We start from the raw sequence: 26,322 nt of genomic DNA, 5'->3' as shown, positions 1-26,322 counted from the left end.
ATGACCGATGAAGACCGCGCCCTGCGCACCGAACTGCTGGAAGCCTGCCGCAGCATGAACCGGCTGGGCATCAACAAGGGAACCGCCGGCAATATCAGCGTCCGCCACGGCGACGGCTTCCTGATCTCGCCGACCGGCATCCCCTATGACAAGCTGATGCCCGAACATGTGGTGGCGATGAACTGGGACGCGACCTTTGCCGGCGACGTGCTGCCCTCGTCGGAATGGCGCTTTCACCGCGACATCCTGCGCGCCCGGCCCGATCTGAACGCCGTGGTCCATACCCATTCGACCCAGGCCACCAGCGTGTCGATCCTCGGCCATGACATCCCGGCGGTCCACTATTCCATTGCCGCCGCGGGCGGGCCCAGCATCCGCTGCGCGCCCTATGAGATCTTCGGCTCGCAAGAGCTGGCCGACCGGGTGGTCACCGCGCTGGAAGGGCGCCGCGCCTGCCTGATGGCGCATCATGGGGTCATCGCGGCGCATGTCTCCATCGCGCGGGCGCTGGCGCTGGCGGTCACGGTCGAGGAGCTGGCGACGCAATACCTGCTGTGCCTGCCGCTCGGCACACCGCCGGTGCTGTCCGAGGCCCAGATCGCGGATGTGCTTGTCAAGTTCAAGACCTATGGCCAGCAGACGCCCGAGGTTCAGGAAGGCCTGCGTCAGGCCTCGTGATGGACCAGGTTCTGCTCTGCCTCGATTCAGGGACCACGGCGGTCAAGGCGGCGGCCTTCGACGGCCAGGGCCGCATGGTCGCCAGTGCCGAGTGCCCGAACGGCGCCCTGCGGCGCGAGGGTGCGCGGGTCGAGCAGGACATGGTCGTGACGCGGGCCGAGGCCTTCGCGGTGCTGCGGGACTGCGTGGCGCAGTTGTCGGCTCCAGTTGCGGGGCTGGTCCTCACCGGGCAGGGCGACGGGCTGTGGCCGGTGGATGCCGCGGGGCAGCCCGTGGGCCGGGCGCTGACCTGGCTGGATGGGCGGGCGCGCGGGCTGGTGACAGAGCTTGCCCCGGCGCTGGACGCGGTGCAGGCGATCACCGGCTCGCGCCCCACCGCCGCCTCGGCCAGCCTGCAACTGCTGTGGCTTCAGCGGAATGAGCCTGACCGCTTTGCCCGCATCGCCCACGCGCTGCGGCTGAAGGAATGGCTGTTCCTGTCGCTGACCGGCCGCATTGCCGGTGAGCCGACTGCTGCCCTGCCCGTCTGGGGCCGGTGGCGGGACGGGCAGATGTCGGCCGGCGTCGAACAGGCGCTTGGCCTGACCCGCGGTCTGGCGCTGCTGCCCGAATTTCAGCCGGTCGGCAGCTGCCGCGCGGGCCTTGCCGCCGATATCGGGCTGCCTCGCGGCCTGCCGGTGCTGTTGGGCCCGGGCGATGTGCAATCCACGCTGATCGGCCTTGGCCTCGGCAGTCGCGCCGGGGTGACGCGGGCCTCGATCTTCGGCACCAGTTCGATCCACGCCTGCCTGCACCTTGACCCCGCCGCCATGGCCGCGCCGCCGCCCGGGGCGATGGTGCAGCAATTCGCGCTTGGTTCCGGCTGGCTGTGCTTTCACCCCAGCTTCAACGGCGCCACGCTGCTGCAGCATGTCGCCCGGCAGTTCAGTGACCTGCCCGCCTCCGCCCCGCCCTGCTATTCGGGCCTGATCCTGCACCCGTTCTTCGAGCCTGGGGGCGAGCGCTCCCCCTGGACCGACCCGCACGCCACCGGCGCGGTGCTCGGCCTCACCGCCGCCACCACGCCGGGCGAGATTGCCTGGGCGGGGCGCGAGGCGCTGGCCTTTGTTGCGCGCCACAGCCACGCCCTGCTGGGCTCTGGGCCCGGCGCGCTGTCGCTTGGCGGCGGGCTGGCGGGCGACCGGCATTTTGCTGAGTTCCTCGCCGCCGCGACCGGGTATGAGGTGCAGCTGAGCCCCGGCGGCCATGCGGGGTTGCGCGGGCTGGCCGCCATCGGCGCGCGGTTCTTGCTGGGCGAAGAGCTTGACACCATCGCCGCCCGCTGGATTGGTGCCCAGGCCGAGACGGTCGGGCCCCAGCCCGCCGAGATCACCCGCTACGCGACGCAGAAATACGGCGTCTTCGCCGCGCTGGTCGAGGCGATGCGCCCCCACTGGCCCGCGCTTGCCGATCTGCGGTCCGAAGCCGAAACCCTTTCCCGGAGAGCAGTATGAACGGCGCCGACCTTCTTTGCGAAACCCTGCTGGCCAATGGCATCGACACCTGCTTTGCCAATCCCGGCACGTCTGAAATGCACTTCGTGGCCGCGCTGGACCGCCAGCCGCGGATGCGCTGCGTGCTTGGCCTCTTCGAGGGCGTGGTGACCGGCGCCGCCGATGGCTATGCGCGCATGGCCGAAAAGCCAGCGGTCACGCTGCTGCATACCGGGCCGGGGCTGGCGAACGGGCTGGCGAACCTGCACAACGCCCGCCGCGCCCGCACGCCGATGGTCAATGTCGTCGGCGACCATGCCACCTATCACCTTGTCCACGATGCACCGCTGACGTCCGACATCGACTCGCTGGCCCGGCCGATGTCACATTGGGTCGGCCGCGCGGTGGCTGCCGACACCGTGGGCGTCAGCACCGAGGAAGCGATCCGCGCCGCGCATACCGGCGCGGGCGGCATCTCCACGCTGATCCTGCCCGCCGATACCGCCTGGACCGAGACGGAGTTTACCCCGCCGGTGGCGATCACGCTCCCGGCGCCCTCCGCACCCGATGCGGCGCAGGTCCGGCAGGCGGCAGCCTTGCTGCGCAACGGCCGCGCGACCACCATCCTTGTCACCGGCATGGCCCTGCGCGCAGCCCAGATGGAGATGCTGGACCGCATTGCCCAGAAAACCGGCGCGCGGCTACTGGCCCAGCAGGCCAACGGACGGATGCAGCGCGGCGCGGGCCGGGTGGCGCTGGACCGGGTGCCCTATGTGATCGATCAGGCGCTGGCCTGCTTTGCCGCAACCGAGCAGGTGATCCTGATCGGCGCCAAGGCCCCCGTCGGCTTTTTCGCCTACCCCGGCAAGCCCGGCTCGATGCTGCCCGAAGGCTGCACGGTGCTGGAACTTGCCAGCCCCGACCACGACCTGCCCGCCGCCATCGAGGCGCTGGCGGCCGAGGTCGGCATGGCCCCCGCGCCACGGCTGGCCCCGCGGCACCGGCCGGACCTGCCGACGGGCAAGCTGACGCCAGATGCCATCGCCATCGCCTTGGCCGGCGTCCTGCCCGAAGGCGCTATCATCTGCGACGAGTCCGTCACCTCGGGCCGTGATTTCTTCCGCACGACCTATGGCGCGGCGCCGCATGACTTCCTGCAACTGACCGGCGGCGCCATCGGTGATGGCATCCCGATGGCCACCGGCGCCGCCGTGGCCTGCCCGGACCGCAAGGTCATCGGTCTGCAGGCCGATGGCAGCGGCATGTACACGGTTCAGGGCCTGTGGACGCAGGCCCGCGAAAGGTTGGACGTGCTGACCATCGTCTTTGCCAATCGCCGCTACCAGATCCTGCATGGCGAGCTGCTGAATGTCGGTGCCGGGCCTGCGGGCGAGAATGCCAGCCGGATGCTGGACCTCGACAACCCCGCCATCGACTGGGTGCAGATGGCGGGTGCCATGGGGGTCGAGGCCGCGCGGGCGGCTACGGTCGAGGGTTTCCGCGACCTGCTGCACACCGCTCTGGCCCGCAAGGGGCCGTTCCTGATCGAAGCCGTCATCTGAGGGGATGCCAGACATGATCCGCCGGGTTCCGCATTGCAGCCATTGGGGCGCCTATACCTTGCTGGTCGAGGACGGCCGCATCGTCGGCGTCGAGCCCTTCGCCCATGACCCCGCACCCTCGCCCGTCATCCAATCCGTCACCGACTGGGCCAAGCCGGAACGCCGCATCCTGCGCCCGATGGTGCGCGAGGGTTGGCTGGCATCGCGCGAGGGCAGCGACCGGCGCGGCCGCGGAAGTGAACGCTTCGTCCCGGTCAGCTGGGACCAGGCGACCGACCTGATCGCCGGCGAGATCCGCCGCGTGTCGCGCGATCATGGCAATGCCTCGATCTTTGCCGGCAGTTATGGCTGGACCAGCTGTGGGCGCTTCCACCACGCCTCCACCCTGCTGAAGCGGATGATGAACCTTGCCGGCGGCTATACCGGCCATGTCGATACCTATTCCATCGCCGCCGGCCCGGTGATCCTGCGTCACACGCTGGGGGACGAACGCGCCTGCGGCGGGCAGTCCAACACGCTCGACACCATCGCCGAGCATAGCGAGACGCTGCTGGTCTTCGGCGCCATGAGCCCCCGCACCGCGCAAAGCGAGGCGGGCGGGATCGGCGCGCATTACCTTGAGGGCTACCTGCGCAGGATTGCAGAGCGCGGGGTGAAGGTCATCCACGTCTCGCCCTACCGCGAGGATCTGCCGGACTGGACCGGCGCCGAATGGTGGCCGATCCGGCCCAACACCGACACTGCGCTGATGCTGGGGCTGGCCGGGGAGATCGTTCTGGCCGGCCGGCACGACGCCGGATTCCTTGAGCGCTGCACCAGCGGATCGGATCAGCTGCTGGCCTATCTGCGCGGCGAGGATGACGGGCAGGCCAAGACCGCCGACTGGGCCGCAGCGATCACCGGGATCGACGCGCAGACCATCCGTGATCTGGCGCGGCGCCTCACCGACACCCGCAGCATGATCACCGCCAGCTGGGCCCTGCAGCGCGCCCATCATGGCGAGCAGCCGTTCTGGGCCGCCATTGCCCTTGCGTCCATCACCGGCCAGATCGGCCTGCCGGGGGGCGGCATGGGCTTTGGCTATGGCTCGCTTGGCGGGGTCGGCGCCCCCTTCGTCACCGGCAAGTCGCCCGCAATGTCGCAAGGTGCGAGGCCGATCGACAGCTTCATCCCGGTGGCGCGGATCAGCGACATGCTGCTGACCCCCGGCGGCGCCTACAGCTATGAAGGGCAGGACCGCACCTATCCGGACATCCGCCTGGTCTATTGGGCGGGGGGAAACCCCTTCCATCACCATCAGGACCTGAACCGGCTGTCGGAAGCCTGGACCCGGCCCGAGACGATCATCGTGCAGGACCCGATGTTCACCGCGACAGCGCGGCGGGCCGATATCGTGCTGCCCGCCTCCACCTCGCTGGAGCGGAACGACCTGTCGGGGAACAAGCGGTCGGACTTCATCCTTGCCATGGCCAAGGCCATCGAACCTCTGGGCGAGGCGCGGTCCGATTTCGACATCTTCAACGCCATCGCCGAGAAACTGGGCGTCGCCCCCGCTTTCAACGAGGGCCGCGACGAGATGGGCTGGATCCGCCACCTCTACACCGAAAGCCGGGATTTCGCGGCGCAGCGGCTTGGGCATGAGATGCCGGATTTCGACACCTTCTGGGCGCAAGGCTACGCCGCCTGTCCCGTGCAGCGCAGCCATACCTATCTGGCGCCCTATCGCGCCGACCCCGCGGCCCACCCGCTCAACACCGAAAGCGGGCGGATCGTTCTGGGCAGCGACACGCTGGCGCGGCTTGGCTATGCCGATTGCCGCGCGCATCCGGCCTGGATCGAGCCTGCCGAATGGCTGGGCGGCGCGGCGGAGGACGAGCTGCACCTGATCTCGCACCAGCCGAACGGGCGACTCCACAGCCAGTTGGAGACGGCCGAAGCGAGCCTCGCCGACAAGCGCGGCGGGCGCGAGCAGGTGCGGCTGAGCCCGGCCGATGCTGCGCGCCGCGGCATTGCGGATGGGGCCACGGTGCGGCTGTGGAACACGCGCGGCGCCTGCCTTGCCACCGCCTGCGTGACGGGTGCCGTGGCGCCGGGTGTGGCGATCCTGCCGACCGGGGCGTGGTTCACGCCCGGGACGGCCGGCGGGCCAGAGCTGTCGGGCAACCCCAATGTGCTGACGCTGGACATCGGCACCTCGGCCTTCGGGCAGGGCTGCTCGGCCCATACCTGCCTTGTGCGCATCGAACCTTTCGAGGGCGCGGCGCCCGACCCGGCCCAGACCTATCAACACGAACTGGCAGACATCCTGTCCGCCCCTGGAGGAGACCTCACATGACCGCACCGGCCATCAGCCGCTTTCCCGTCCCCGCGCTGGAGGACATGCCCGAGGATATCCGTACCCGCATCCTCGCCGTGCAGGAGAAGTCGGGCTTCGTGCCCAACGTGTTCCTGACACTGGCGCATCGGCCCGACGAATTCCGCGCCTTCTTTGCCTATCACGACGCACTGATGGACAAGCCGGGCAACCTGACCAAGGCCGAGCGCGAGATGATCGTGGTGGCGACCTCGAACGCCAACCAGTGCCAGTATTGCGTGGTAGCCCATGGCGCGATCCTGCGCATCCGCGCCAAGAACCCGCTGATCGCCGATCAGGTGGCGATCAACTACCGCAAGGCCGACCTGACACCGCGGCAGATGGCGATGATCGACTTCGGCATGAAGGTGTCGGCCCGCGCCTATGAGGTGGGCGATGACGATGTGGCGCTGCTGAAATCCCACGGGTTCACCGAGGAGGATATCTGGGACATCGCCGCGATCTCGGCATTCTTCGGCATGTCGAACCGGCTGGCGAATGTCACCAGCATGCGGCCGAACGACGAATTCTATGCACTGGGGCGCTGAGAATGGCCAAGGGATGCAAGGACATGCTGGCCGAAGCTGATGCAGTTGTGCAATCGGTCACGGGGGACGAGATGGCAGAACGGCTGGACGATGAGGGCGTCGTCTTCGTCGACATCCGCGACCCGCGGGAGTTGGAGCGCGAAGGGCTGATCCCAGGCGCCTTCCACGCCCCGCGCGGGATGCTGGAATTCTGGATCGACCCGGAAAGCCCCTATCACAAGCCCCGCTTCGCCGAGCCGAAGACCTTCGTGTTCTATTGCGCCTCGGGCTGGCGGTCGCTGCTGGCGGCGCGCGCCGCACAAGAGATGGGTCTCGATGCCCGGTCCATGCTCGGCGGGTTTGGCGAGTGGAAGAAATCCGGCAAGCCGGTCGCGTCCCGGGAAAAGCACAGCAGTTGACAGGCCAAGCGCCGACGGAGAGCCCCCTTGGACAAATACGAAGACGGACTTGGCCGCCGCGCCGCGAACCATCAGCCGATGACGCCGGTGTCCTATCTGGAACGGGCGACGCGGACCTATCCGGACCACGCGGCGGTGATCCACGGGCGCATCCGCACCAGCTATGCCGATCTGTGGCAGGACTGCCGCCGCCTCGCCTCGGCGCTGGTCGGGCAGGGCGTCGGGCGCGGCGATACCGTCACGGTGATGCTGTCCAACACGCCGCCGATGGTGCAGGCCCATTACGGCGTGCCGATGGCCAATGGCGCGGTGCTGCACTCGCTGAACACCCGCACCGATGCCGCGACCATCGCCTTTCAGCTGGAGCATGCCGAAACCCGGGTGCTGATCGTGGACCGCGAGTTTTCGGGCGTGATCGCGCAGGCGCTGGCGCTGGCGCAGGTGCGCCCGCTGGTCATCGACTTCGACGACAGCGAATACCCGAACGATGCGCCGCACCCCAAGGGCGACCGCATCGGAACGCTGGACTATGCCGAGTTCCTTGCCAGCGGCGACCCGGAGTTTCCGGGCGCACTGCCGCTCGATGAATGGGATGCCATCGCGCTCAACTACACCTCGGGCACCACCGGCAATCCCAAGGGCGTGGTCTGCCACCATCGCGGCGCTGCGCTGATGGCGCTGAACAACACGATCCACGGCGAACTTGGCAAGCATCCGGTATATCTGTGGACGCTGCCGATGTTCCATTGCAATGGCTGGAGCTTCAGCTGGTCGGTCGCGGTGCAGGCGGGCACCCATATCTGCCTGCGATGGGTGCGGGCCGAGGCGATCTATGCCGCCATCGCCGATCACGGGGTCACGCATCTGTGCGGCGCGCCCATCGTCATGTCGACGCTGCTGAACGCGCCAGCGGCGGCCAAGCGCGCACTGCCCCACAAGGTGACCTTCAACACCGCCGCCGCCCCGCCGCCCGAGGCGGTGCTGCAGGCGATGAAGGAGCAGGGCTTCCATGTGAACCACCTCTACGGCCTGACCGAAACCTATGGGCCGACGGTGGGCAATGAATGGCATAGCGCCTGGGATGCGCTGCCGCCCGCCGATCAGGCCGCCCACAAGGCCCGGCAGGGGATCCGCTATCTGTCGCTGTCCGATCTGGCGGTGCTGGACCCAGAGACGCTGGACCCGGTTCCGGCCGATGGCGAGACACTTGGCGAGGTGATGTTCCGCGGCAATCTGGTGATGAAGGGCTACCTGAAGAACCCCAAGGCCACCGACGAGGCCTTTGCTGGCGGGTGGTTCCATTCCGGCGATCTGGGGGTGATGCATCCCGATGGCTATGTGCAGCTGAAGGACCGATCCAAGGACATCATCATCTCGGGCGGCGAGAACATCTCGTCCATCGAGGTGGAGGATGCGATCTACCGCCACCCCGATGTGGCACTGTGCGCCGTGGTGGCGATGCCGGATGAAAAGTGGGGCGAGCGGCCCTGTGCCTTCGTCGAATTGCGCCCGGGGCGCGCCCCGACCGAGGCTGCGATCATCGCGCATTGTCGGGCAACCATCGCGCCCTACAAATGCCCGGCGCGGGTGGTGTTCACCGATCTGCCCAAGACCTCGACCGGCAAGATCCAGAAATTTGTGCTGCGGGCCCGCGCCGCCGAGGTTGAGGCCGGGTAAGGCAAGCGCCGGGGCTTCCCCCGGCGCGGCACTTGTCAGGCGTTCACGTCGATCACCACCCGGCCGCGGATGCGGCCTGCCACGATGTCGGCCGCCAGCTCGGGCAGCGCCGACAGCGGCTCTGTCCGCGCGATGCTGGCCAGATGCGCCGTGTCCAGCCGCCGGGCCAGCAGATCCCAGGCCCGGTCGCGCCTGGCCTGCGGCGCCATCACGCTATCCACCCCCAGCAGCGCCACGCTGCGCAGGATATGCGGCGCCACCGTGGCGGGCAGGTCCATCCCGCCAGCCAGACCGCAGGCCGCGACCGCCCCGCCATAGACCGTCTGAGCCAGAACATTGGCCAGCGTGGTGGACCCGACCGAATCCACCGCCCCGCCCCAGCGTTCCTTCTGCAAGGCACCGCCCTTTTCGGCCAGCGCCGCGCGTTCCACGAAGTTCGTGGCGCCCAGACCGGCCAGATAGTCCTGCGTCTCGGGCCGGCCGGTCGCCGCAGTCACGCGGTAGCCCCCCGCCGACAGCAGCGCGATAGCAGTGGAACCGACGCCGCCCGCGGCCCCGGTCACCAGCACCTCGGCCCCGCCCGGCGTGATCGTGCCCCAGTCCTCCAGCGCCAGCACGCACAGCGCGGCGGTATAGCCCGCCGTGCCCACCGCCATCGCCTGTTCCATGCTGAACGCACCCGGCAGCCGCGCCAGCCAGTGCGGTTTCAGCCGCTGGAACCGGCTGTAGCCGCCCCATTCGGTTTCCGACAGGCCCCAGCCGTTGACGATGACCTTGTCGCCCGGCGCCCAGTCGGGCGAGCGGCTTTCGACGACAGTCCCGGCAAGGTCGATCCCCGCCACCATCGGCAGCCGCCGCGCGATGCGGCCCTTGCCGCTGACGGCCAGCCCGTCCTTGTAGTTGACAGTGGAATAGGCGACCTCGACCAGCACCTCATGGTCGGGCAGGTCTGCCAGCGTCAACTGGCGGAACTCGGCCCTCGGCTTGCCCTCATGGTCCACCATCATCAGCGCGCGAAACGTATCGGTCATTCAGTCTCTCCTCCCTCAGCGGCGCCCGCCACCGCGCGGGAAGCCCGCCGGTCCAGCGCCTGATTAAGCACCGCGCGCATCCCTTCCAGATGCCCGCGAATCTCCGATGCGGCGCGATCTGCATCGCGGGCGGCAATCGCCTCGACCACCCGCGCATGGCTGGCCACACTGCGGCGGCGCTCATGCTCGCGGTAGATCAGCATGTTGGTCACCGGGATGAAGCTTTCGATCACCGTGTGCATCATCAGCCGCAGCGGCGCGTTGCCCGACGCGGTGACGATGGCCCGGTGAAAGCGCACGTCCGAGGCGCAGAAGGCCTCATCGGTCAGGCCCTCATCACGCTGGATGGCGATCTCGGCCTCCAGCCGGGCAAGGTCATCCTCGCTGCGGTTCGCCGCTGCCAGCCTGCAGCAGATCGCCTCGGTCTCGATCCGGGCGGTGACGATCTCGTCCACGCCGAAGGTGCCCACGCCCACCAGCAGCGTCGAAGCCTCGGCGATGGCGCGGCCCGCGGCGTCCAGATCGGGGCGGTTGACGAAGGTGCCGCCAGTCGGGCCGCGGCGCGAGCGGATCAGGTTCTGCGCCGCCAGCACCTTCAGCGCCTCGCGCACCGTGGGCCGGGAAATGCCGAAGCGGCGCGACAGCTCATCCTCGCCAGGCAGCCGCTCATCGACCTGCAGGCGTCCCTCCAGAATGGCGGCGCGGATCTGGTCGGCGACCTGCTTGGACAGGCCGGTGCGGACGATTTCATCATAGTGCAGCGCCATCGGCATCCCCTTCCAGAGCTTGCGGCCAGTCTAGCAGCAATTCTGCAAACGAAAAAGGTTTGACAAATAAAAGAATACCCACATCCTCACGCCTGAGAGCGAATGGAGGAGCGAGGTCAGATGACGGACCAGCAACCAATCCCTGCGGCAGGCGCCGAGCCTGCCCTGCTGGACCGCCTTGCCCGCGCCCTGCCCCCGGCTGCGCTGCTGACCGGCGATGCCATCGGGCCGCGCTATCAGGAAGACCGGCGCGACCGGTTTTCCGCCGCGCCCCGTTTCGTGCTGCGCCCGGAAACCACGGCCGAGGTCGCGGCGGCGCTGTCGGCCTGCAATGACTTCGGCCAGCCTTTGGTCGTGCAGGGCGGGCGCACCGGCCTGTCGGGCGGGCACCGGATCATTGCAGGCGAGGCGGTGCTGTCGCTGGAGCGGCTGACGTCCCTTGGCGCGGTCAGCCCGGAAAGCGCAACCATCACGGCGCAGGCCGGCGTGCCGCTGCAACTGGTGCAAGAGGCAGCCAGCCGCGCCGGCCTGATGTTCGGCGTCGATATCGGAGCGCGCGGCAGCGCCACCATCGGCGGCAACATCGCCACCAACGCGGGCGGCATCCGGGTGATGCGCTATGGCATGTTCCGCGCGCAGGTGGCGGGGCTGGAGGCGGTTCTGGCCGATGGCACCGTGCTGAACACGATGAAAGAGGTCGAGAAGGACAATGCCGGGCCCGACCTGGGCCAGCTGTTCATCGGCAGCGAAGGCATTCTGGGCGTGGTGACCTGCGCGCGGCTACGGCTGCACCCCGCCCCCGCGATCATGGCAAACGCTTTCCTCGCGCTGCCGTCCACCGATGCTGCACTGGTCCTGCTGCAACGGCTGCGCAGCGCCTTGGGGGGCATGCTGTCGGCGTTCGAGATCATGCTGCCCGAAGCCTATCACGGCGTGTGCCGCTTCCTGCGGATGACCCCGCCGCTGGCGACCGAGGCGCCGGTCTATGTATTGGCCGAGATTCAGGCCGGCCCGCTGGCACCGCAGGCCGAGGACATGTTCGCCGCGACGCTGATGGCGGCCGTCGAGGCAGGCGACGTGCTGGACGCCATCGTCTCGCAGTCCTCGCGTGAGTTTCAGGTGCTGTGGGACATGCGCGATGGCTGCGCCGAGTTTGTGCGGACGCTGGACCACATCGCCAGCGGCGATATCAGCGTGCCGGTGGCGCGCATCCCCGCCTTCCTGCGCGAAAGCCAGGCGGCGCTGCGCGAGATCGATCCGGATACGGCCTTCCTTGCCTTCGGCCACATGGGCGACGGCAACCTGCACTATGTCTTCTGCACGCCGCAAAAGGCCGAGGCGATGGACCGGCTGCTGCGGATGGTGACGGCCTATGGCGGGTCGATTTCCGCCGAGCACGGGATCGGCGTCGACAAGAAATCCTGGCTGCACCTGTCGCGCAGCCCCGCGGAAATCGCCACGTTGCGCGCCCTGAAAGCTGCGCTGGACCCGCACGGGATCCTCAACCCTGGCCGGATCTTCGACCCGCTGTAGGCGCTCGTCCGGTCAGGGCAGTTCCGCCAGAACGCTCTGGGTCCGCATTGTCAGCGCCCGGGATCGCCTTGATCCGCCTCCGGTGTGGGCGTGGCCGGGATTGGCCCCCCGCGTCGGCCCGGTTTCGACCACGCGACCGCGATGCATCATGATCGGCCGATCCCGGATCGTGTGGCGACGCGGCGGTCGTCCTGGAGCTTGGGCCAGTTGCGGACAGCCAGGTTCGAACAGTTCAACATAGATCACGCGATCAAGCCAAGACCCGCCTCGCCGACTGGGCAGCGCAGGATTGCACCCTGTGCCGATCTCGCAGAACATTTTGGCAAATCTTGCCCAGCGCCAGTTGCGCGCCCCGCGCGGCAATCTGCGGCTTTTTCCGGCGCTGTCATCCGCCACCGCTTCGCCAGTTCCGCCGCTTCCGGACAGATGCATGACCGCACGTCGCCCGACCTGCAAATCTGGAACCTGCCACAGCGTAGCCGCCCTGCTGGTCAGCGGTGGTGCGTCGGAGAAACTGGTACATTGCTGCGCCACAGTAAGGTGCAGGCTACTCGTGTGATGGACTCGCCGCCGCGCGTCGGCGTCGGCCCTGTGGCCTGCCCGCTGCACCAGTGGCCGCGACGGGGAAGCATGATGACGCGCAAGAGCCAGCCGATTGTTCGGGTTGGCCCCCGTCAATTGAACAGTTCGCCACGGGACTCATCAACCTGGTTGGTTCAACTCACTGCGCGAATCCGCATCTTGCTGGCCCGTTCCATTCCAGATGCAGGCTGCGCAGCGCTTTGACCGGGCGATGCTGTGCGGAACAAAGAGGTGCTCTGCGCGAGTTCAACAGCCTCACGGGTAAGATTGGCCGTCGCCGCATTGGTTTCTTCAAACATGGCGGCATTTTGCTGGGTAACCTGATCCAGCTGGTTTACCGCCAGGTTGATTTCGGCAAGTCCTGTCGCCTGCTCACGCGAGGAGGTCGCGATTTCGGCGACCCGAAGATGGATTTGCGAAACCGCTGCGTCGATCAGTTCCAACGCCTGCCCCGCCTGTCCGACCAAGCCGACACCGCGAGTGACCTGACTGGACGAAGCTGCAATCAGCTCGGCAATCTCACGAGCGGCTTCGGAAGAGCGTTGCGCAAGTGCGCGCACCTCGGACGCAACCACTGCAAAACCGCGCCCCGCGTCCCCGGCCCGCGCCGCCTCAACGCCGGCATTCAGCGCCAGAAGATTGGTCTGGAAGGCAATCTCGTCGATCACACTGGTGATTTTGGAAATCTTGCTGGAACTCTCGGCAATCTCATTCATCGCCTTCACGGCATCCCTTACGACCACACCGCTTTTTTCTGCACTCTGCTTGGCATCGGCCACCATCTTGCTGGCCATGGCGCTCAGCTCTGATGCGGAGCGCACCGATGCAGTCAACTCGTCTATCGCCGCCGCGGTTTCTTCCAGCGTTGCCGCCTGTTGTTCGGTCCGGCGACTCAGGTCATCAGATGCCTGGCTGATTTCCGCAGTCTCGTTCTGGATCGTGGCAGCATGCTCTACTACACCTGACATCACCGAACGCAACTGCTCGCTTGCCATGTTGAAATTCTGCCGCAGGCTATCGAACTCATCAGCCAATGCTGTTGCAATCTGCGCGGTCAGATTGCCTCCGGCCAGCTCGGACAACGCAAGTTGCATTGCGTCAATTGCTTTTTTCCGTGGCGTCGAATCCGTGGCGTACTTGACCACCTTGAACGGCCGTCCCTCGCTGTCGAGGATCGGATTGTAGCTCGCCTGGATCCACACCTCGCGGCCGTTCTTGCCCAAGCGCCTGAATTCCCCAGACTGAAATTCTCCCCGCCGCAGTTTTTGCCAGAGGGAACGGTAGGCCTCAGAATTCCCGAAGTCGGGCTCTACAAAAATAGCATGTCGCTGCCCGAGAATCTCGTCGATCGAGTATCCCATCGTGGCGCAGAAGTTCTCGTTTGCCGCAAGGATCTTGCCTTCCAGATCGAATTCAATAATCGCCTGCACTTTGGAGATCGCCGCCATCTGCCCGGCATTTTCCGCTGCGCGATTCTTCTCCTCGGTCATGTCCGAAGCGTATTTGACGACCTTATAGGCCTTGCCGGAGGCATCGAGGATCGGACTGTAACTGGCCTGAAGCCAGCGGGTCGCACCGCTCTTGTCAATGCGTTTGAATTCACCCGCTTTGTACTTGCCTTGCCTGAGGTCCTCCCAGAATGTGCGGTAGGCCGATGTGCCAACGGCCTCCTTGTGCATGAACAGGCTGTGATGCTGCCCCGAGATCTCTGCGAGAGAGTATCCCATCACCTTCAGAAAGTTCTCGTTAGCAGTTAGAATATTGCCTTGTAGATCGAACTCGATCACTGCGTTCGACCTGGAGATTGCGTCGAGCCGGCCGGCGGCATCGGCGGCCTTTTCCTTCGCCGCGGTGACATCGATGGCAAATTTGACCACCTTCACAGGCTTGCCATCCGCGTCGAAGATGGGGTTGTAAGAGGCTTCGAGCCAGATCCGCTTTCCATTCTTGCCGACTCGCGAGAAGGTTTCGGCAATGGTCTCGCCACCGGCCAGCTTTTTCCAGAACCTCTCATATTCCGAACTGCTGGCTAAATCGGGTGGCATGAAGATGCGATGCGCCTGCCCCTGAATCTCCTCGCGTTTATATCCGACGACCGAAAGGAAGTTGTCATTGGCATCCAGAATGGTTCCGTCCAGGTCGAACCATATCATTCCCTGGGCACGAGTCAGCGCTGCGACCAGATAATGATTGTCATCATGTGCGCGTGGGGCGCGGCGTGAAAAGGCGCGGAACATCTACATCTCCTCAACGGGGTACAAGGTTCTCCTAGAGATGACTTGCGAATATTCTCTTAACTTCTGTGAGGTACCCGTTCCGAAAACCCCTCGACAGCCGACGCGAACAAACCTCGGCTTCGCAGCGCGCAACCACCATCACCTACCGGAACTGCTCTGCGCGGTGTGACGCCCCTGCTGCCTAACCGGCCGTCCGCAACTGCCGCGCATGGTGCTCGACCCACCGGTATTGCTGCTCGTTTTCCACGGTCTCCGCAAACTGGCCACGCAGCATCGACACCGCTTCGGCGGGTGTCTTGCCGGCCTCCACCAGATGCATTGCGGCAACCAGCCCGCTGCGGCCCGCGCCGTGATGGCAACACATGCCGACGGCATGCTCCGCGGCGAAGACCTGCACAAAGACGGGCCGGAGCCGGCGCCAGCCCCGCAGGAAGGCCGTGCCCGGAACCCCGTAATCCTCGATCGGCAGGGCAAGGCATCGCAGGGCCCTGGCCTTCGCGGCCTGCCGCAACAGAGCCATGGCTTCCGCCGGCAGCTCATCGGCCCGTGCATGGACCAGCAGCAGTTGCATCCCAGCCGCTGCCGCCTCGGTCAGGGTCGCATCGAGCAGGTCCGGATTGATCCAGGATTGGCCGCGCAGATCGGTATCGAGGCCGGGAAAGCCCATGGTGATGACGCGGCCGCCGCCGGGGCGCGCGCAGATGGTGCGCACCGAGCTGAAGGCGCCGTCGTCGGAGTGGTCTTCGGGCATTGCATGTCCTTGGCTGGACTGCGCGCCCCCCGTGCCGGGGCGCGCAGGAAGGGGGCGATCAGCGGATCGGGTAGGGATACATCAGGCCGCCATCTGCGACATGGGCGTTGAGCGTGCTGGCGCGGTCGAGGCCGAAGGGCGTCGCAGCGCCGAGGTGCCGGTCGAAGACCTCGCCATAGGAGCCGACCTGCTTGACCACCTGATAGGCCCAGTCCTGCGGCAGGCCCAGCTTGGCGGCCATGTCGGTGGTGGCAGAGTCGGTGCCGAACAGCCGCTGCAGATCGGCCGGTTGCTGGGCAAGATCGGCGACGATGGCATCGACATTGGCCGAGGTGACACCGTGGACATCGGCGGTCAGCATCACCTGGAAGGCCCAGAACAGCGACGCCTCGAAGGCCTGGTCGGGGCGGGCAACCAGCGTCAGCGGCTCGGCCGAGATCACTTCGGGCAGGATCACGTAATCGCCGGGGACCGGCGCCAGCTGGCGGTCGGCGGTCAGCGCGGTCACGTCCGAGGCATAGACATCGCATTTGCCGCTGAAGAACGCCTCCAGCCGCGCGGTCTTGTCCGCGATGTTCTCGACCCGGTAGGTCATGCCCTGCGCCGCGAACCAGTCGGCGATGTTCAGAAGCGTGGTCGAGCCGTCCTCGGCGCAGATGGCGGCCTTGTCCAGCTCGGCCGCGCTGGTGACGCCAAGCGCGCCTGGAACCATGAAGCCCTGGCCGTCGAAGAAGGTGGTCACGACGAAGGCCATGCCCTCATCGGCATCGCGGGTGCCGGTGCGGGTGATCGAGCGCGACCCCATATGCGCTTCGCCGGCGACGATGGTCTTCATCGAGTCGGAAAACCCAACGCCGCGGATATCGGCCTTGGCGGCATCCCCAAGGATGGCGGCAGCGGCCATGCGGCAGAAATCGGCATTGAAGCCCTGGAACACGCCTTGGCTGTCGGGCACGGAAAAGCCCGGCGCGGTGGCGCTGACAAGGCAGATCAGGCTGTCCTTGGCCTTGATGTCATCCATCACCGGGCCAGCAAGGGCAGGTGCGGCGGCAAGGGCGAGGCCAAGTGCCAGGGGAGTGGCGGTCAGCGACATGAGGATCTTGGAGGTGGTCATGAGAATCTCCTGCGGAAGGGGGGCATCACCGGATGCTCGACATGTATACAGGTATATTTCTTCAGTTTCATGACAATTCTGAGTTTGCGGGTCTACCGGCTGCGCGCGCTTTGCTGGCGATGCAGGTCTCGGCCGACCCAGGACAGAAAGGCGCAGGACAGCAGGAACCACATTCCGACGAAGGCATAGGCCTCCAGCGCGAAGGCGCCCCATCCCGGCTCGCTGAAGGCCATGCGCGCGGTCGAGGTCAGGTCATGGATCCCCAGCACCACCACCAGCGAGGTATCCTTGTAGGCACCGATCACCGAGTTGACCAAGGCCGGCAGGCTGCGCAACAGCGCCTGCGGCAACAACACCAGCCGCATCGACTGCCCCCAGGACAACCCCAGCGACGCGGCCGCCTCGGTCTGGCTGGCGGGCAGCGACTGCAGCCCGCCCCGCACATCCTCGGCGAAATAGGCGGCGTGAAAGAAGACCAGCGCGATCAGCGTCGCCATCACCGGGCTGATCCGCGTGCCGGGCGGCAGGGTCAGCGGCAGCACGAACACGCCGACGAACAGCACCGTGACCATGGGAACGCCGCGCATCGCCTCGATATAGACCACCGCCGCCCGGCGCAGCACCGGCCAGCGGGTCTGATGGCGCAGCACCGCCAGCGCCACCCCCAGCGGAAAGGCCAGCGCGATGGCGATGACCGACAGGATCAGCAGCACCGGCATCCCGTTCCAGCGCGACATGTCCACGGGCGGCAGCCCCGCCCATCCGCCGCCCATCAGCGCGAAGGCCAGCGGGATCACCAGCCCCCAGAGCGCCAGCAGCCAGCGCGGCCCGAGCCCGCCAAGCCGGCCCGTGATGCGCAGCCCCACCGCGCCCGACAGCGCAAGCAGCAGCACCGAGACCAGCGCCGGGCGCCAATGTTCGGCATGGGGATAGGTGCCGAACAGCATGAAGCGGCTCTTTTCCAGATAGAACCGCCAGCAGGCTCCGGCGGCATCCGCGCAGGCTTCCATTGGCCGCAGCGGAGAGACGGCAGAGACAAGCGCCCAGTCCAGCAGCGCAGAGGCCAGCCAGATTGCCAGCGCCACGCTGCCCGCCGACACCAGCGCGGTGACCGGCGTGCCAGCCCATTGCCGCAAAAGATCGCGGCGCTGTGCGGGGGGCGGGGATGCGGGGATCATGTCGCGCTCCTTGCACCGCGGGCGCGCAGCACCGCGTTCAGCCGGTTCATCGCCGAAGAGGCCAGCAGGCTGAGCCCCAGATACAGCGCCATGGTGATCAGCATCATCTCCAGCGGGCGGAAGGTCTGGTTGATGATGGTGCCGCTGACCGACATCAGGTCGGAATAGCCCACGACGATGGCGACGGAGGTGTTCTTGATCAGGTTCACATATTGGTTGATCATCGGCGGGATGACGATCCGCAGCACCTGCGGCAGCACCACGAAGCGCGTCACATGGCGAGGGGACAGCCCCAGCGCCCGCGCCGCCTCCACCTGCCCCCTCGGCACCGCAAGGATGCCGCCGCGCACCACCTCGGCGATCTGCGCGCCGTGGTAGAGGCCAAGGGTCAGCAGCACCACCAGGAACTGCACCGAAAGCCGCGCGCCGCCGGCGAAATCGAACCGCTCGAAGGTGGGGAGCGTCGGCACCAGCGGCACCCCGGCCAGCAGCGCAAAGGCCAGAGGCAAGCCCAGCAGCAGGGCCAGCGCCACAGGCAGCACCGGAGTTTCCCGCCCCGTCTCCCATTTGATACGGCGCGCCCGCCGCGCCCAGAAGATCGCGGCCAGCGCCCCTGCGCCAAGCGGCAGCAGCAGCCAGAGCTGCGCCGGATCGGGCAGGATCATCGGCATGTAGACCGAGCGGTTCGACAGGTGGAACGGCCCCAGCGACAGCGCCTCGCGCACCGGGGGCAGGCCGCGCACCGCCAGCACGTAGAACAACAGCAGAACGAGGATCTTCGGCAGATTGCGGAACAGCTCGACATACAGCAGCGCCACCATCCGCCCCGCGGGGCTGGGGGTCACGCTGACCAGCCCCATCAGCACGCCGACCACCGTCGCCATCACCAGCCCGGCCAGCGCCAGCAGCACCGTGTTCAGCAGCCCGGCCAGAATGGCCCGCGCATAGCTGTCTTTCGCCGCGTAGGGGATCAGGCTTTCGCTGAGGTCGAACCCGGCGGTCTGCGCCAGAAACCCGAAGCCGGGGGTGACGCCCGCGCCTTGCATGTTCAGCCAGATATTCGCCCCCAGCACGGCGAGCGCCAGCAAGATCAGGGCCACGACGCCGGTCCCCAGCCAGTCAGGCGGTTTGCGGGCCGCGGGGCGCGGTGAGTGTTGCATCGACAGGCTCCGTCGGATATCTTGCCCTGCACACGTGTATACAGGTGATGCAACAGATTTGTGGCACACCCTCACCCAAGGTCAAGACAGCCATGCCGCTTAGCGACGCCAAGCCCCGCGCAGACGATATCGCAGATGCCATCCGCGCCCGGATCTGCCTGCAGCCGGTGACGGACCAGACCATGCTGCTGGAAGGGACCCTCGCCGCCGAGTTCGGCGTTTCGCGCACGCCGGTGCGGCAGGCCCTGCAACGGCTGGCCTATGAGGGGCTGATCGAGGTGCGCACCGGCGTCGGATCCTTTGCCAATGCGCTCGACCCCGCGGCGCGCGGGCTGCATCTTGCCGTGCATTGCGGGCTGTTGCGGCTGGTGGGCACCTTGCCTGACGCGCCGGTCCCGCGCGACATCGCGCGCCGGCTGGAGGGGCTTTCGCGCCAGGCACAGCACCCGGACCCGATGGACGCAGCCGCGGTGTTCGAGCTCTTCTCGGAGCTGAACGCGAACCTCTCGCGGCTGATCCCCGATCCGGTGATCGCCGATGCCCATCTGATCAGCGGCTGGCGCGTGCTGCGCTGGTTCCTGACCGACCTTCGCCATGACGGGGCCGATACGCCCCAAACGGTCATCAGCCTCTGCCGTGTGGGCGAGGCAGAGGCCGGCAATGGCCGGGCGGCCCTGTTCGCGGCAGCCGCGGCGCTGTTCAAACCCCAAGGCTAGCCCCGGCAGGCTGACGCCCGAACGCCGCTGACGGATCGGCCCGAGCTCGCCCTTCGACTTTGCGCGTGGCCCGAAAGACTGACCGTTCTCCGGACCTTGTGGCAGCAGGAGGACGATAGGCGTCCGGGGGGATGCTGGAGCTTTCCGCTGACGCCCACCCCCAGATCGTGTTCAACTATCTCGACGATCCCACCGAGGCGGGCGAGATGCTGGACGGACTGGCCCGGACCCGCGACATGGTTCGGCAGGCGCCTTTGGCGGCGATGCGCGGCGAGATATCGCCGGGGCCCGACGTGCGGTCGCGCGCCGAGGCGCTGGCCGGGATGCGTAGCGTCGGCAACACCGACCATCACCCGGTCGGGACCTGCCGTCAGAACCGACATGACCTGGCAGAAGCGAAGCACTCAGCACCACTGCCCGTTTGCGAGCAGTGCATTGACAGCAGGCCTAGGACTGGGGCCTGCAGAAGGCGAGCGCGTCAACGGCTACCGCGCAGTGCGGGCCTCCACCCCATCAGTCTGGGCAACAAATACCATCGCGACCGCCTGCGATCTTCGCCCCGCCATGGCCCCGCTATTGATCACTGTTGCCGGACCGCCTATCCGTGCCCCAGCCCGTCCAACCGGACGGTCAGCGATAAGGGAAAAGCCATGAACCTCAGCAGACGCACCGTGTTGCAGATCGGCGGCTCGGCGGCCCTTGCAATCGCTGCACCCCGGATCGCCAGTGCCAGCTTTTCACCCATGCCCGCCGGCTGGCGCAACTTCAGGGTCGTGACCCGCGTCGAGATCACACGCGCCGGCGCGGAGACGCAGCTTTGGGTTCCGGTGCCCGCCGTCACCGAGGCAGGCTGGATGCGGGCCGGCGACAGCCGGTGGACGACCAACGCGGCGCAGGCTTCGATCGAAACCGACGGCGCAGGCGCCCGTTTTGTCCACGCCATCTGGCCCGCGGGGGCCGGATCTGCGGTGCTGGAAGTCACCTCCTTCGCCTCGGCGCAGGACCGGGCGGTGAACCTGACCGTTCCTGGCGCTGTTCCGCCACTTTCGGCCGCCGACCGGACGCAATTCACCTCGGCCACCGACCTGATCCCGCTCGACGGGATCGTCCGGGAGACGGCCGAGATGATCGTTGCCGGCGCCGAGGGAGACCTCGAGATGGCCCGCCGCATCTATGACTGGGTGGTGGACAGCACAGAGCGCAACCCCGAGACACGGGGTTGTGGACTGGGGGACATCGCCTCGATGCTGACGATGGGCGATCTTACCGGCAAATGCGCCGACCTGAACACACTCTTTGTCGGCCTTGCCCGGGCTGTCGGCCTGCCGGCGCGCGACGTCTATGGCCTGAGGGTCGCGCCCTCGGCCTTTGGCTACAAGAGCCTCGGCGCGGGATCTTCCGATGTCACCAAGGCACAGCATTGCCGCGCCGAGGTCTATCTTGAGGGTTTCGGCTGGGTCCCCGCCGACCCGGCCGATGTCCGCAAGGTCGTGCTGGAAGAGCCGCCGAAGACCCTTACCCTGCAGGACGCCGCGGTTCAGGATGTGCGCCGCGCCCTGTTCGGGGCCTGGGAAGGCAACTGGATCGGCTACAATTTCGCCCATGATGTGGCCCTGCCCGGCGCTGCCGAAGGTCCGTTGCCGTTCCTGATGTACCCCGTGGCAGAAGTCGGCGGCGTCCGTCTGGACGAACTTGCGCCGGACAGCTTCCAGTATTCCATCACCGCGTCAGAGATCACGGGCTGACTCGGACGGGCGTGGCGGTGCGCCCAAAGGCATGCTGGCGCACCTGCCAAAAAGATAGCGCCGCCGGCAAAGGCGGTGCCTCTGGCCCCGCTGCAATCCGCTTCGCCCTGGACAAGTTCACTACTGCAGACGCTGGGAATATGTCACGGCGAACATAAGGGTCACTCCATCGACCGGGTTCCTTCTGCGGCCTGGGGAACAGGCGCCGAATAGGGCGCAAAGCGCGCCTCGCAGGGGTTTGCGGGCAGCGGTCGCCCAACCATCGGAAAGGCGCGCTGTGGGCAGGATGCTCGCTCGCAGACCTTGCAGCCCGGTCCGATCTTTGTGGCCATCGCAGGGTTTGAAAGGTCCAACCCGCGCGCATAAACCAGTCGGCTCGCCTGGACGAGGTCGCAGCCGAGGGCGATCGCGAACGTCTTCACCGGCGCGTCGAACCCGCCTTGCCCGGTCCGCACCATGCGCGCTATCCACAAGTAGCTGCGCCCGTCGGGCATCTGGGCGATCTGGCGGACGATTTCTCCGGGCTTGGCAAAGGCAGCGTAGACATTCCACAGGGGGCAGGACCCGCCGATCCGGCTGAAATGGAAATCGGTTGCCGATTGGCGCTTCGAGATGTTCCCCGCGCGGTCCACCCGTATGAAGAAGAAGGGAACGCCCCGTGCGTCCGGCCGCTGCAGGGTGGACAGGCGGTGACAGGTGGTCTCGAAGCCTACACCGAAGCGCCGGGCAATGAGATCGATGTCATAGCGGGCAGACTCGGCCGCGGCGAGGAAGGCGCGATAGGGCAGGATCAGCGCCCCGGCAAAGTAGTTCGCCAGCCCGATCTGCAACAGGGTCCGCGCATCGGCCCCGAGTTTCGGGTCATCGGACAGACGGGCAATGGTCTCGCCCTGTTCCAGAAAGGCCAGCTGGGTCGCAATCTGGAACGCGGTCTGGCCCGGGTCAAGGTGGATGGCCAGATGCAGGATGCGCCCAGCCGGGTCATAGCGGCGCAGCGCTTCGCCCGAGCTTTGCGCGATACGGATCCCATGCCGCCCGGCCAGCCGATCGACCAGCGCCGCCGCCATCCGGCCCGGCGGCAGCGTATTGCCGATGGCCTCGGCCGCCATGTCCAGGTCCGCCACATGATTGCGCCGCTCGTAGAACCAGTCGCGGACGGCTTCGAAGGCAGCAGGGGAGTGACCCGGGGCTTCGGTCACCTGCCCTGCGAACAGATCGGCGCGCTCTGTTGTTTCGCGCAGACGGGCCTGCATGGCCACGATTGACCGTGCCACCTCCGGCATGTTGGCAGCCAGCTCGCGCAGTTCGGCCAGCGAGATGCCCGCGCCCTGATCGGCCAGTGCGGCCCGCAGGTCGGTGATCAGTCTCGCCTCGCCCTCGTCCGAGAAGAGCTGCACATCGAGGCCAAAGACCGCATTCAGCTTCAGAAGCACCGGCACGGTCAGCGGCCGCGCATTCTGTTCGATCTGGTTCAGATAGCTGGGGCTGATCTCCAGCGCGCGCGCCAGGGCTGCCTGGGTCAGGCCCCGTTCCTCACGCAGGCGCCGCAACCGGACACCGAGATAGGTTTTGCTCATCTTCGCAACCTTCGCAATTCGCACGCCAATAGCTCGCAGATCATCGCATTTTCAGTAGTTTACCCATGTATCCGGCTTGTGTGAAGACAGCATTGCCAATCTTGCGAAGTCCCGACACCCCCGCAGAAAGCCAAGCCGATGCCCGCCAAGACCGTGTCCGAGACCGTGTTCGAGACCCGAATGATCGAGATGATCTTTCCCGAACAGGCGAACCATTACGGGACGCTGTTCGGCGGCCATGCGTTGGCATTGATGGCCAAGGCGGCCTTCGTTGCGGCCACACGCCACGCTGGCACTTCGGTGGTCATGGCGCGGTCCGAGCGGGTGGATTTTCGCACGCCGATCAAGGTGGGAGAAATGCTGGACCTCGTGGCCCGCGTCAGCCGCACCGGCCGGTCTTCGATGACGGTCGAGGTTCAGGGCACTGCCCGCAGCATAGGGGGCGCACGCGAGCGGGTCGCCTTGTCGGGTGCGTTCGAGATGGTCGCCGTCGATGCCGAGGGGTGCCCCCGGCCGGTTGGTGCTGAAGTTTCATGAAAAGGGAAGAGACATGATCGCTCATGAAGTGCGTACCTATAAGTCCGCCGAACATTTGCCGCGCGAGCAGCAGCTCGCCTGGAAGATCGCCGAAGTCGCTGCCGACCCCGTCGCCGTGATGCCGGACGTGACAGAGATGATCATCAACCGGATCATCGACAATGCCGCCGTTGCAGCCGCCTCGGTCGCGCGGCGCCCCGTCGCCTCGGCCAGGGCGCAGGCGCTGTGCCATCCGATGCAGCCGGGCGCGACAGTGTTCGGGATGACGCCCGGCACCCGTGTCTCGCCGGAATGGGCAGCCTGGGCCAACGGCACCGCGGTGCGGGAGCTTGACTTCCACGACACGTTCCTCGCCGCCGACTACTCGCACCCGGGCGATAACATCCCACCGATCCTTGCGGTTGCCCAACATGTCGGCAAATCCGGCATGGATCTGATCCGCGGACTCGCGACCGGCTATGAGATTCAGGTGGACCTGGTGCGCGGTATTTGCCTGCATGAGCACAAGATCGACCACATTGCCCATCTTGGGCCGTCTGCCGCCGCCGGGATCGGCACGCTTCTGAACCTGCCCACGGAAACGATCTATCAGGCGGTGCAGCAGGCCCTGCATGTCACCACCACCACCCGCCAGTCGCGCAAGGGCGAGATCTCGTCCTGGAAGGCCTTCGCCCCCGCCTTCGCCGGCAAGATGGCGATCGAGGCGGTGGACCGCGTGATGCGCGGCGAGGGCGCGCCGAGCCCGGCATGGGAAGGCGAGGATGGCTTCATCGCCTGGCTGCTCTCGGGTCCGAACGCCCGCTATCAGGTGCCGCTGCCCGGCCCGGGCGAGGCCAAGCGCGCGATCCTCGACACCTATACCAAGGAGCATTCGGCCGAGTATCAGAGCCAGGCGCTGATCGACCTTGCCCGCCGCATGGGCCCGCAGATCGGGGATCTGTCCCGGATCGAGAGCATCGTGATCCACACCAGCCACCACACGCATCACGTGATCGGCACCGGCGCCAATGATCCGCAGAAGATGGACCCGAAGGCCAGCCGCGAAACGCTTGACCACTCGATCATGTATATCTTCGCGGTCGCGCTGGAAGATGGCGGCTGGCACCACGAGAAAAGCTACGCGGCAGACCGGGCGAACCGCCCCGAGACCGTGGCGCTGTGGCACAAGATCTCGACCACCGAGGATTCGGAATGGACGCGGCGCTACCATGCGCAGGATCCGAAGACCAAGGCCTTCGGGGGCCGTGTCGAGGTGAAGCTGAAGGGCGGCCGGATCATCACCGATGAACTGGCACTGGCCGACGCGCATCCGGGCGGCGCGCGCCCCTTCGTCCGCGAGAATTACGTCAACAAGTTCCTGACGCTGTCGGACGGCATCATCGCCAGCGCCGAACAGACCCGCTTTGTACAGGCGGCCGAGGCACTGGCAACGCTCAAAGCCGGCGATCTTGCAGCACTGAACTTCACTGTCGGCGCGGATCGCCTTGGCGCGGCCCGCCCGAGTGGCATTTTCGACTGGACATGAGGAGGCAACGATGAGCGGCATTGTCGTGAGACCCAAGAAGTCCGTCGCGCTCTCGGGCGTGGTGGCGGGAAATACCGCGTTGTGCTCGGTGGGCCAGTCGGGGAACGATCTGCACTATCGGGGCTATGACATCCTCGATCTGGCGGGGTCCTGCACGTTCGAGGAGGTCGCTCATCTTCTGGTGCATGGCTCCCTGCCGACCGCACCGGAACTGCGCGTCTACCAGGCCAAGCTGAAGGCGCTCCGGGGGCTTCCCAAGGCGGTGCGCGAGACGCTGGAGGCCATCCCTGCCGCCGCCCATCCGATGGATGTGCTGCGCTCGGGCGTGTCGGCGCTTGGCTGTGTGCTGCCCGAGGCGCACGATCACAACATCCCCGGCGCGCGGGATATCGTCGACCGGCTGATGGCGGCGCAAGGCTCGATGCTGCTCTACTGGCACCACTTCGCGCAGAACGGCCGGCGGATCGAGGTCGAGACCGAAGATGACACCATCGCGGGCCACTTCTTGCATCTGCTGCACGGGATCGCGCCGAGCGCAGCTGAAGTCCGGGCCATGCAGACGACGCTGAACCTTTATGCCGAACACGAGTTCAACGCCTCGACCTTCACCGCGCGCACCATCGCGGGGACCGGATCGGATATGTATTCCGCCATTGCCGGCGCGATCGGCGCGCTGCGGGGGCCCAAACATGGCGGCGCCAATGAAATCGCGTTCGAAATCCAGAAACGCTATGAAAGCCACGACGAGGCGGAAGCTGATATCCGCGCCCGGATGGCGCGCAAGGAGGTCATCATCGGCTTCGGCCATCCGGTCTACACCATCGCAGATCCGCGCAACGTGGTCATCAAACGGGTGGCGAAGCAGCTGTCGGATGCCGCCGGCACCACGCGGATGTTCGACATCGCCGAGCGGATCGAGGCGGTGATGATGGAGGAAAAGCGCATGTTTCCGAACCTGGACTGGTATTCCGCCGTCTCCTACCACCTGCTGGGCGTCCCGACTGCCATGTTCACACCGATCTTCGTGATCTCGCGCACTTCCGGATGGGGTGCCCATGTGATCGAGCAGCGACAGGACAACAGGATCATCCGCCCCTCGGCGCATTACATCGGCCCCGACAACCGCGCCTTTACCCCTATTGAGGAGCGCGGCCTGCTGGTCCCGCCTTCGGAGGCCTGAC

General features: G+C 66.8%; 21 protein-coding genes and 1 pseudogene. 14 read left to right on the top strand and 8 right to left on the bottom strand.

Features of this window, described 5'->3' with window-relative positions; translation table 11 throughout:
- The 7 genes from GVY41_RS01080 to GVY41_RS01050 are packed head-to-tail and all read left to right on the top strand — an operon-like array spanning position 1 to position 8,688.
- The gene (locus tag GVY41_RS01080) at positions 1 to 678 is read left to right on the top strand and encodes a class II aldolase/adducin family protein (protein WP_161342521.1); all 678 of its coding nucleotides are present in this window, start codon (positions 1 to 3) and stop codon (positions 676 to 678) included.
- Positions 678 to 2,171: an FGGY family carbohydrate kinase gene (locus GVY41_RS01075; protein WP_161342519.1), complete on the top strand. Its 1,494-nt coding sequence runs from the start codon at positions 678 to 680 to the stop codon at positions 2,169 to 2,171. The genes GVY41_RS01080 and GVY41_RS01075 overlap by 1 nt, the downstream gene beginning before the upstream one ends.
- Positions 2,168 to 3,712 carry an acetolactate synthase large subunit gene (locus GVY41_RS01070; RefSeq protein WP_161342517.1) on the top strand — a complete coding sequence of 515 codons (1,545 nt, stop codon included), beginning with the start codon at positions 2,168 to 2,170 and terminating at the stop codon, positions 3,710 to 3,712. Before GVY41_RS01075 ends, GVY41_RS01070 begins: the two co-directional genes overlap by 4 nt.
- Positions 3,713 to 3,725: 13 nt before the next feature.
- Positions 3,726 to 6,047, top strand: coding sequence for a molybdopterin guanine dinucleotide-containing S/N-oxide reductase (locus GVY41_RS01065; RefSeq protein ID WP_161342515.1), 2,322 nt, complete (start codon positions 3,726 to 3,728; stop codon positions 6,045 to 6,047).
- Positions 6,044 to 6,613, top strand: coding sequence for a peroxidase-related enzyme (locus GVY41_RS01060; RefSeq protein WP_161342513.1), 570 nt, complete (start codon positions 6,044 to 6,046; stop codon positions 6,611 to 6,613). The genes GVY41_RS01065 and GVY41_RS01060 overlap by 4 nt, the downstream gene beginning before the upstream one ends.
- Positions 6,614 to 6,615: 2 nt before the next feature.
- The gene (locus tag GVY41_RS01055) at positions 6,616 to 7,011 is read left to right on the top strand and encodes a rhodanese-like domain-containing protein (protein WP_161342511.1); all 396 of its coding nucleotides are present in this window, start codon (positions 6,616 to 6,618) and stop codon (positions 7,009 to 7,011) included.
- A gap of 27 nt (positions 7,012 to 7,038) precedes the next feature.
- On the top strand, positions 7,039 to 8,688 hold the full coding sequence (locus GVY41_RS01050) for an acyl-CoA synthetase (RefSeq protein ID WP_161342509.1): 1,650 nt from the start codon (positions 7,039 to 7,041) through the stop codon (positions 8,686 to 8,688).
- 35 nt (positions 8,689 to 8,723) lie between these two features.
- On the opposite strand, the gene GVY41_RS01045 is transcribed toward GVY41_RS01050, so the two are convergent.
- Both GVY41_RS01045 and GVY41_RS01040 read right to left on the bottom strand, forming a co-directional pair.
- Positions 8,724 to 9,719 carry an MDR family oxidoreductase gene (locus GVY41_RS01045; RefSeq protein ID WP_161342507.1) on the bottom strand — a complete coding sequence of 332 codons (996 nt, stop codon included), beginning with the start codon at positions 9,717 to 9,719 and terminating at the stop codon, positions 8,724 to 8,726.
- Positions 9,716 to 10,486 carry a FadR/GntR family transcriptional regulator gene (locus GVY41_RS01040; protein WP_161342505.1) on the bottom strand — a complete coding sequence of 257 codons (771 nt, stop codon included), beginning with the start codon at positions 10,484 to 10,486 and terminating at the stop codon, positions 9,716 to 9,718. Before GVY41_RS01040 ends, GVY41_RS01045 begins: the two co-directional genes overlap by 4 nt.
- Before the next feature lie 120 nt (positions 10,487 to 10,606).
- On the opposite strand from GVY41_RS01040, the gene GVY41_RS01035 reads away from it, so the two are divergent.
- Complete coding sequence (locus tag GVY41_RS01035) at positions 10,607 to 12,019, top strand: FAD-binding oxidoreductase (RefSeq protein WP_161342503.1); 1,413 nt, start codon at positions 10,607 to 10,609, stop codon at positions 12,017 to 12,019.
- Positions 12,020 to 12,735: 716 nt separating this feature from the next.
- Here the strand turns inward: GVY41_RS01035 and GVY41_RS20465 are convergent.
- From GVY41_RS20465 to GVY41_RS01010, 5 genes are all read right to left on the bottom strand, one after another.
- Positions 12,736 to 14,838 (bottom strand): methyl-accepting chemotaxis protein, encoded by a 2,103-nt coding sequence (locus tag GVY41_RS20465; RefSeq protein WP_161342501.1) that lies wholly within the window; start codon positions 14,836 to 14,838, stop codon positions 12,736 to 12,738.
- Between the two features lie 181 nt (positions 14,839 to 15,019).
- Positions 15,020 to 15,589 carry a protein-tyrosine phosphatase family protein gene (locus tag GVY41_RS01025; RefSeq protein ID WP_161342499.1) on the bottom strand — a complete coding sequence of 190 codons (570 nt, stop codon included), beginning with the start codon at positions 15,587 to 15,589 and terminating at the stop codon, positions 15,020 to 15,022.
- 58 nt (positions 15,590 to 15,647) lie between these two features.
- Positions 15,648 to 16,703, bottom strand: coding sequence for a type 2 periplasmic-binding domain-containing protein (locus GVY41_RS01020; protein ID WP_161342497.1), 1,056 nt, complete (start codon positions 16,701 to 16,703; stop codon positions 15,648 to 15,650).
- A gap of 92 nt (positions 16,704 to 16,795) precedes the next feature.
- Positions 16,796 to 17,881, bottom strand: a complete 1,086-nt coding sequence (locus tag GVY41_RS01015; RefSeq protein ID WP_161342495.1) for an amino acid ABC transporter permease — start codon at positions 17,879 to 17,881, stop codon at positions 16,796 to 16,798.
- Positions 17,878 to 19,041 carry an amino acid ABC transporter permease gene (locus GVY41_RS01010; RefSeq protein ID WP_161342493.1) on the bottom strand — a complete coding sequence of 388 codons (1,164 nt, stop codon included), beginning with the start codon at positions 19,039 to 19,041 and terminating at the stop codon, positions 17,878 to 17,880. The genes GVY41_RS01015 and GVY41_RS01010 overlap by 4 nt, the downstream gene beginning before the upstream one ends.
- A 92-nt stretch (positions 19,042 to 19,133) precedes the next feature.
- Here GVY41_RS01010 and GVY41_RS01005 point away from each other — a divergent pair, with 92 nt between their 5' ends.
- The 3 genes and pseudogenes from GVY41_RS01005 to GVY41_RS01000 all read left to right on the top strand — a co-directional run bounded on the left by GVY41_RS01005 (position 19,134) and on the right by GVY41_RS01000 (position 21,502).
- A complete protein-coding gene (locus GVY41_RS01005; RefSeq protein ID WP_161342491.1) occupies positions 19,134 to 19,757 on the top strand; it encodes a GntR family transcriptional regulator in 624 nt (207 codons plus the stop codon).
- Positions 19,758 to 19,888: 131 nt separating this feature from the next.
- A pseudogene (locus GVY41_RS20665) lies at positions 19,889 to 20,116 on the top strand (hypothetical protein); the annotation flags it as partial.
- A 291-nt stretch (positions 20,117 to 20,407) separates the two neighbouring features.
- Positions 20,408 to 21,502, top strand: coding sequence for a transglutaminase-like domain-containing protein (locus GVY41_RS01000; RefSeq protein ID WP_229725895.1), 1,095 nt, complete (start codon positions 20,408 to 20,410; stop codon positions 21,500 to 21,502).
- A 161-nt stretch (positions 21,503 to 21,663) separates the two neighbouring features.
- On the opposite strand, the gene GVY41_RS00995 is transcribed toward GVY41_RS01000, so the two are convergent.
- Positions 21,664 to 23,079, bottom strand: a complete 1,416-nt coding sequence (locus tag GVY41_RS00995; RefSeq protein ID WP_161342487.1) for a short-chain fatty acyl-CoA regulator family protein — start codon at positions 23,077 to 23,079, stop codon at positions 21,664 to 21,666.
- 138 nt (positions 23,080 to 23,217) lie between these two features.
- On the opposite strand from GVY41_RS00995, the gene GVY41_RS00990 reads away from it, so the two are divergent.
- The 3 genes from GVY41_RS00990 to prpC are packed head-to-tail and all read left to right on the top strand — an operon-like array spanning position 23,218 to position 26,321.
- Positions 23,218 to 23,616 carry an acyl-CoA thioesterase gene (locus GVY41_RS00990; protein WP_161342485.1) on the top strand — a complete coding sequence of 133 codons (399 nt, stop codon included), beginning with the start codon at positions 23,218 to 23,220 and terminating at the stop codon, positions 23,614 to 23,616.
- A gap of 13 nt (positions 23,617 to 23,629) precedes the next feature.
- Complete coding sequence (locus GVY41_RS00985) at positions 23,630 to 25,141, top strand: MmgE/PrpD family protein (protein WP_161342483.1); 1,512 nt, start codon at positions 23,630 to 23,632, stop codon at positions 25,139 to 25,141.
- Between the two features lie 10 nt (positions 25,142 to 25,151).
- On the top strand, positions 25,152 to 26,321 hold the full coding sequence (gene prpC, locus GVY41_RS00980; protein WP_170301075.1) for a bifunctional 2-methylcitrate synthase/citrate synthase: 1,170 nt from the start codon (positions 25,152 to 25,154) through the stop codon (positions 26,319 to 26,321).
- Position 26,322: the final 1 nt, after the last annotated feature.

Origin of the sequence: Frigidibacter albus (genome assembly GCF_009908165.1) — a bacterium.
Classification (GTDB): Bacteria; Pseudomonadota; Alphaproteobacteria; order Rhodobacterales; family Rhodobacteraceae; genus Frigidibacter; species Frigidibacter albus.
The sequence above is the reverse complement of the archived record's forward strand: the minus strand, read 5'-3'. Positions and strand labels throughout refer to the sequence as shown.

Excerpts from the sequence above, each read along its gene's own strand:
- GVY41_RS01080 (WP_161342521.1), top strand. The coding sequence starts at position 1 with ATGACCGATGAAGACCGCGCCCTGCGCACCGAACTGCTGGAAGCCTGC.
- GVY41_RS01075 (WP_161342519.1), top strand. The coding sequence starts at position 678 with ATGGACCAGGTTCTGCTCTGCCTCGATTCAGGGACCACGGCGGTCAAG.
- GVY41_RS01070 (WP_161342517.1), top strand. The coding sequence starts at position 2,168 with ATGAACGGCGCCGACCTTCTTTGCGAAACCCTGCTGGCCAATGGCATC.
- GVY41_RS01065 (WP_161342515.1), top strand. The coding sequence starts at position 3,726 with ATGATCCGCCGGGTTCCGCATTGCAGCCATTGGGGCGCCTATACCTTG.
- GVY41_RS01060 (WP_161342513.1), top strand. The coding sequence starts at position 6,044 with ATGACCGCACCGGCCATCAGCCGCTTTCCCGTCCCCGCGCTGGAGGAC.
- GVY41_RS01055 (WP_161342511.1), top strand. The coding sequence starts at position 6,616 with ATGGCCAAGGGATGCAAGGACATGCTGGCCGAAGCTGATGCAGTTGTG.
- GVY41_RS01045 (WP_161342507.1), bottom strand. The coding sequence starts at position 9,719 with ATGACCGATACGTTTCGCGCGCTGATGATGGTGGACCATGAGGGCAAG.
- GVY41_RS01040 (WP_161342505.1), bottom strand. The coding sequence starts at position 10,486 with ATGGCGCTGCACTATGATGAAATCGTCCGCACCGGCCTGTCCAAGCAG.
- GVY41_RS01035 (WP_161342503.1), top strand. The coding sequence starts at position 10,607 with ATGACGGACCAGCAACCAATCCCTGCGGCAGGCGCCGAGCCTGCCCTG.
- GVY41_RS20465 (WP_161342501.1), bottom strand. The coding sequence starts at position 14,838 with ATGTTCCGCGCCTTTTCACGCCGCGCCCCACGCGCACATGATGACAAT.
- GVY41_RS01025 (WP_161342499.1), bottom strand. The coding sequence starts at position 15,589 with ATGCCCGAAGACCACTCCGACGACGGCGCCTTCAGCTCGGTGCGCACC.
- GVY41_RS01020 (WP_161342497.1), bottom strand. The coding sequence starts at position 16,703 with ATGACCACCTCCAAGATCCTCATGTCGCTGACCGCCACTCCCCTGGCA.
- GVY41_RS01015 (WP_161342495.1), bottom strand. The coding sequence starts at position 17,881 with ATGATCCCCGCATCCCCGCCCCCCGCACAGCGCCGCGATCTTTTGCGG.
- GVY41_RS01010 (WP_161342493.1), bottom strand. The coding sequence starts at position 19,041 with ATGCAACACTCACCGCGCCCCGCGGCCCGCAAACCGCCTGACTGGCTG.
- GVY41_RS01005 (WP_161342491.1), top strand. The coding sequence starts at position 19,134 with ATGCCGCTTAGCGACGCCAAGCCCCGCGCAGACGATATCGCAGATGCC.
- GVY41_RS01000 (WP_229725895.1), top strand. The coding sequence starts at position 20,408 with ATGAACCTCAGCAGACGCACCGTGTTGCAGATCGGCGGCTCGGCGGCC.
- GVY41_RS00995 (WP_161342487.1), bottom strand. The coding sequence starts at position 23,079 with ATGAGCAAAACCTATCTCGGTGTCCGGTTGCGGCGCCTGCGTGAGGAA.
- GVY41_RS00990 (WP_161342485.1), top strand. The coding sequence starts at position 23,218 with ATGCCCGCCAAGACCGTGTCCGAGACCGTGTTCGAGACCCGAATGATC.
- GVY41_RS00985 (WP_161342483.1), top strand. The coding sequence starts at position 23,630 with ATGATCGCTCATGAAGTGCGTACCTATAAGTCCGCCGAACATTTGCCG.
- prpC (WP_170301075.1), top strand. The coding sequence starts at position 25,152 with ATGAGCGGCATTGTCGTGAGACCCAAGAAGTCCGTCGCGCTCTCGGGC.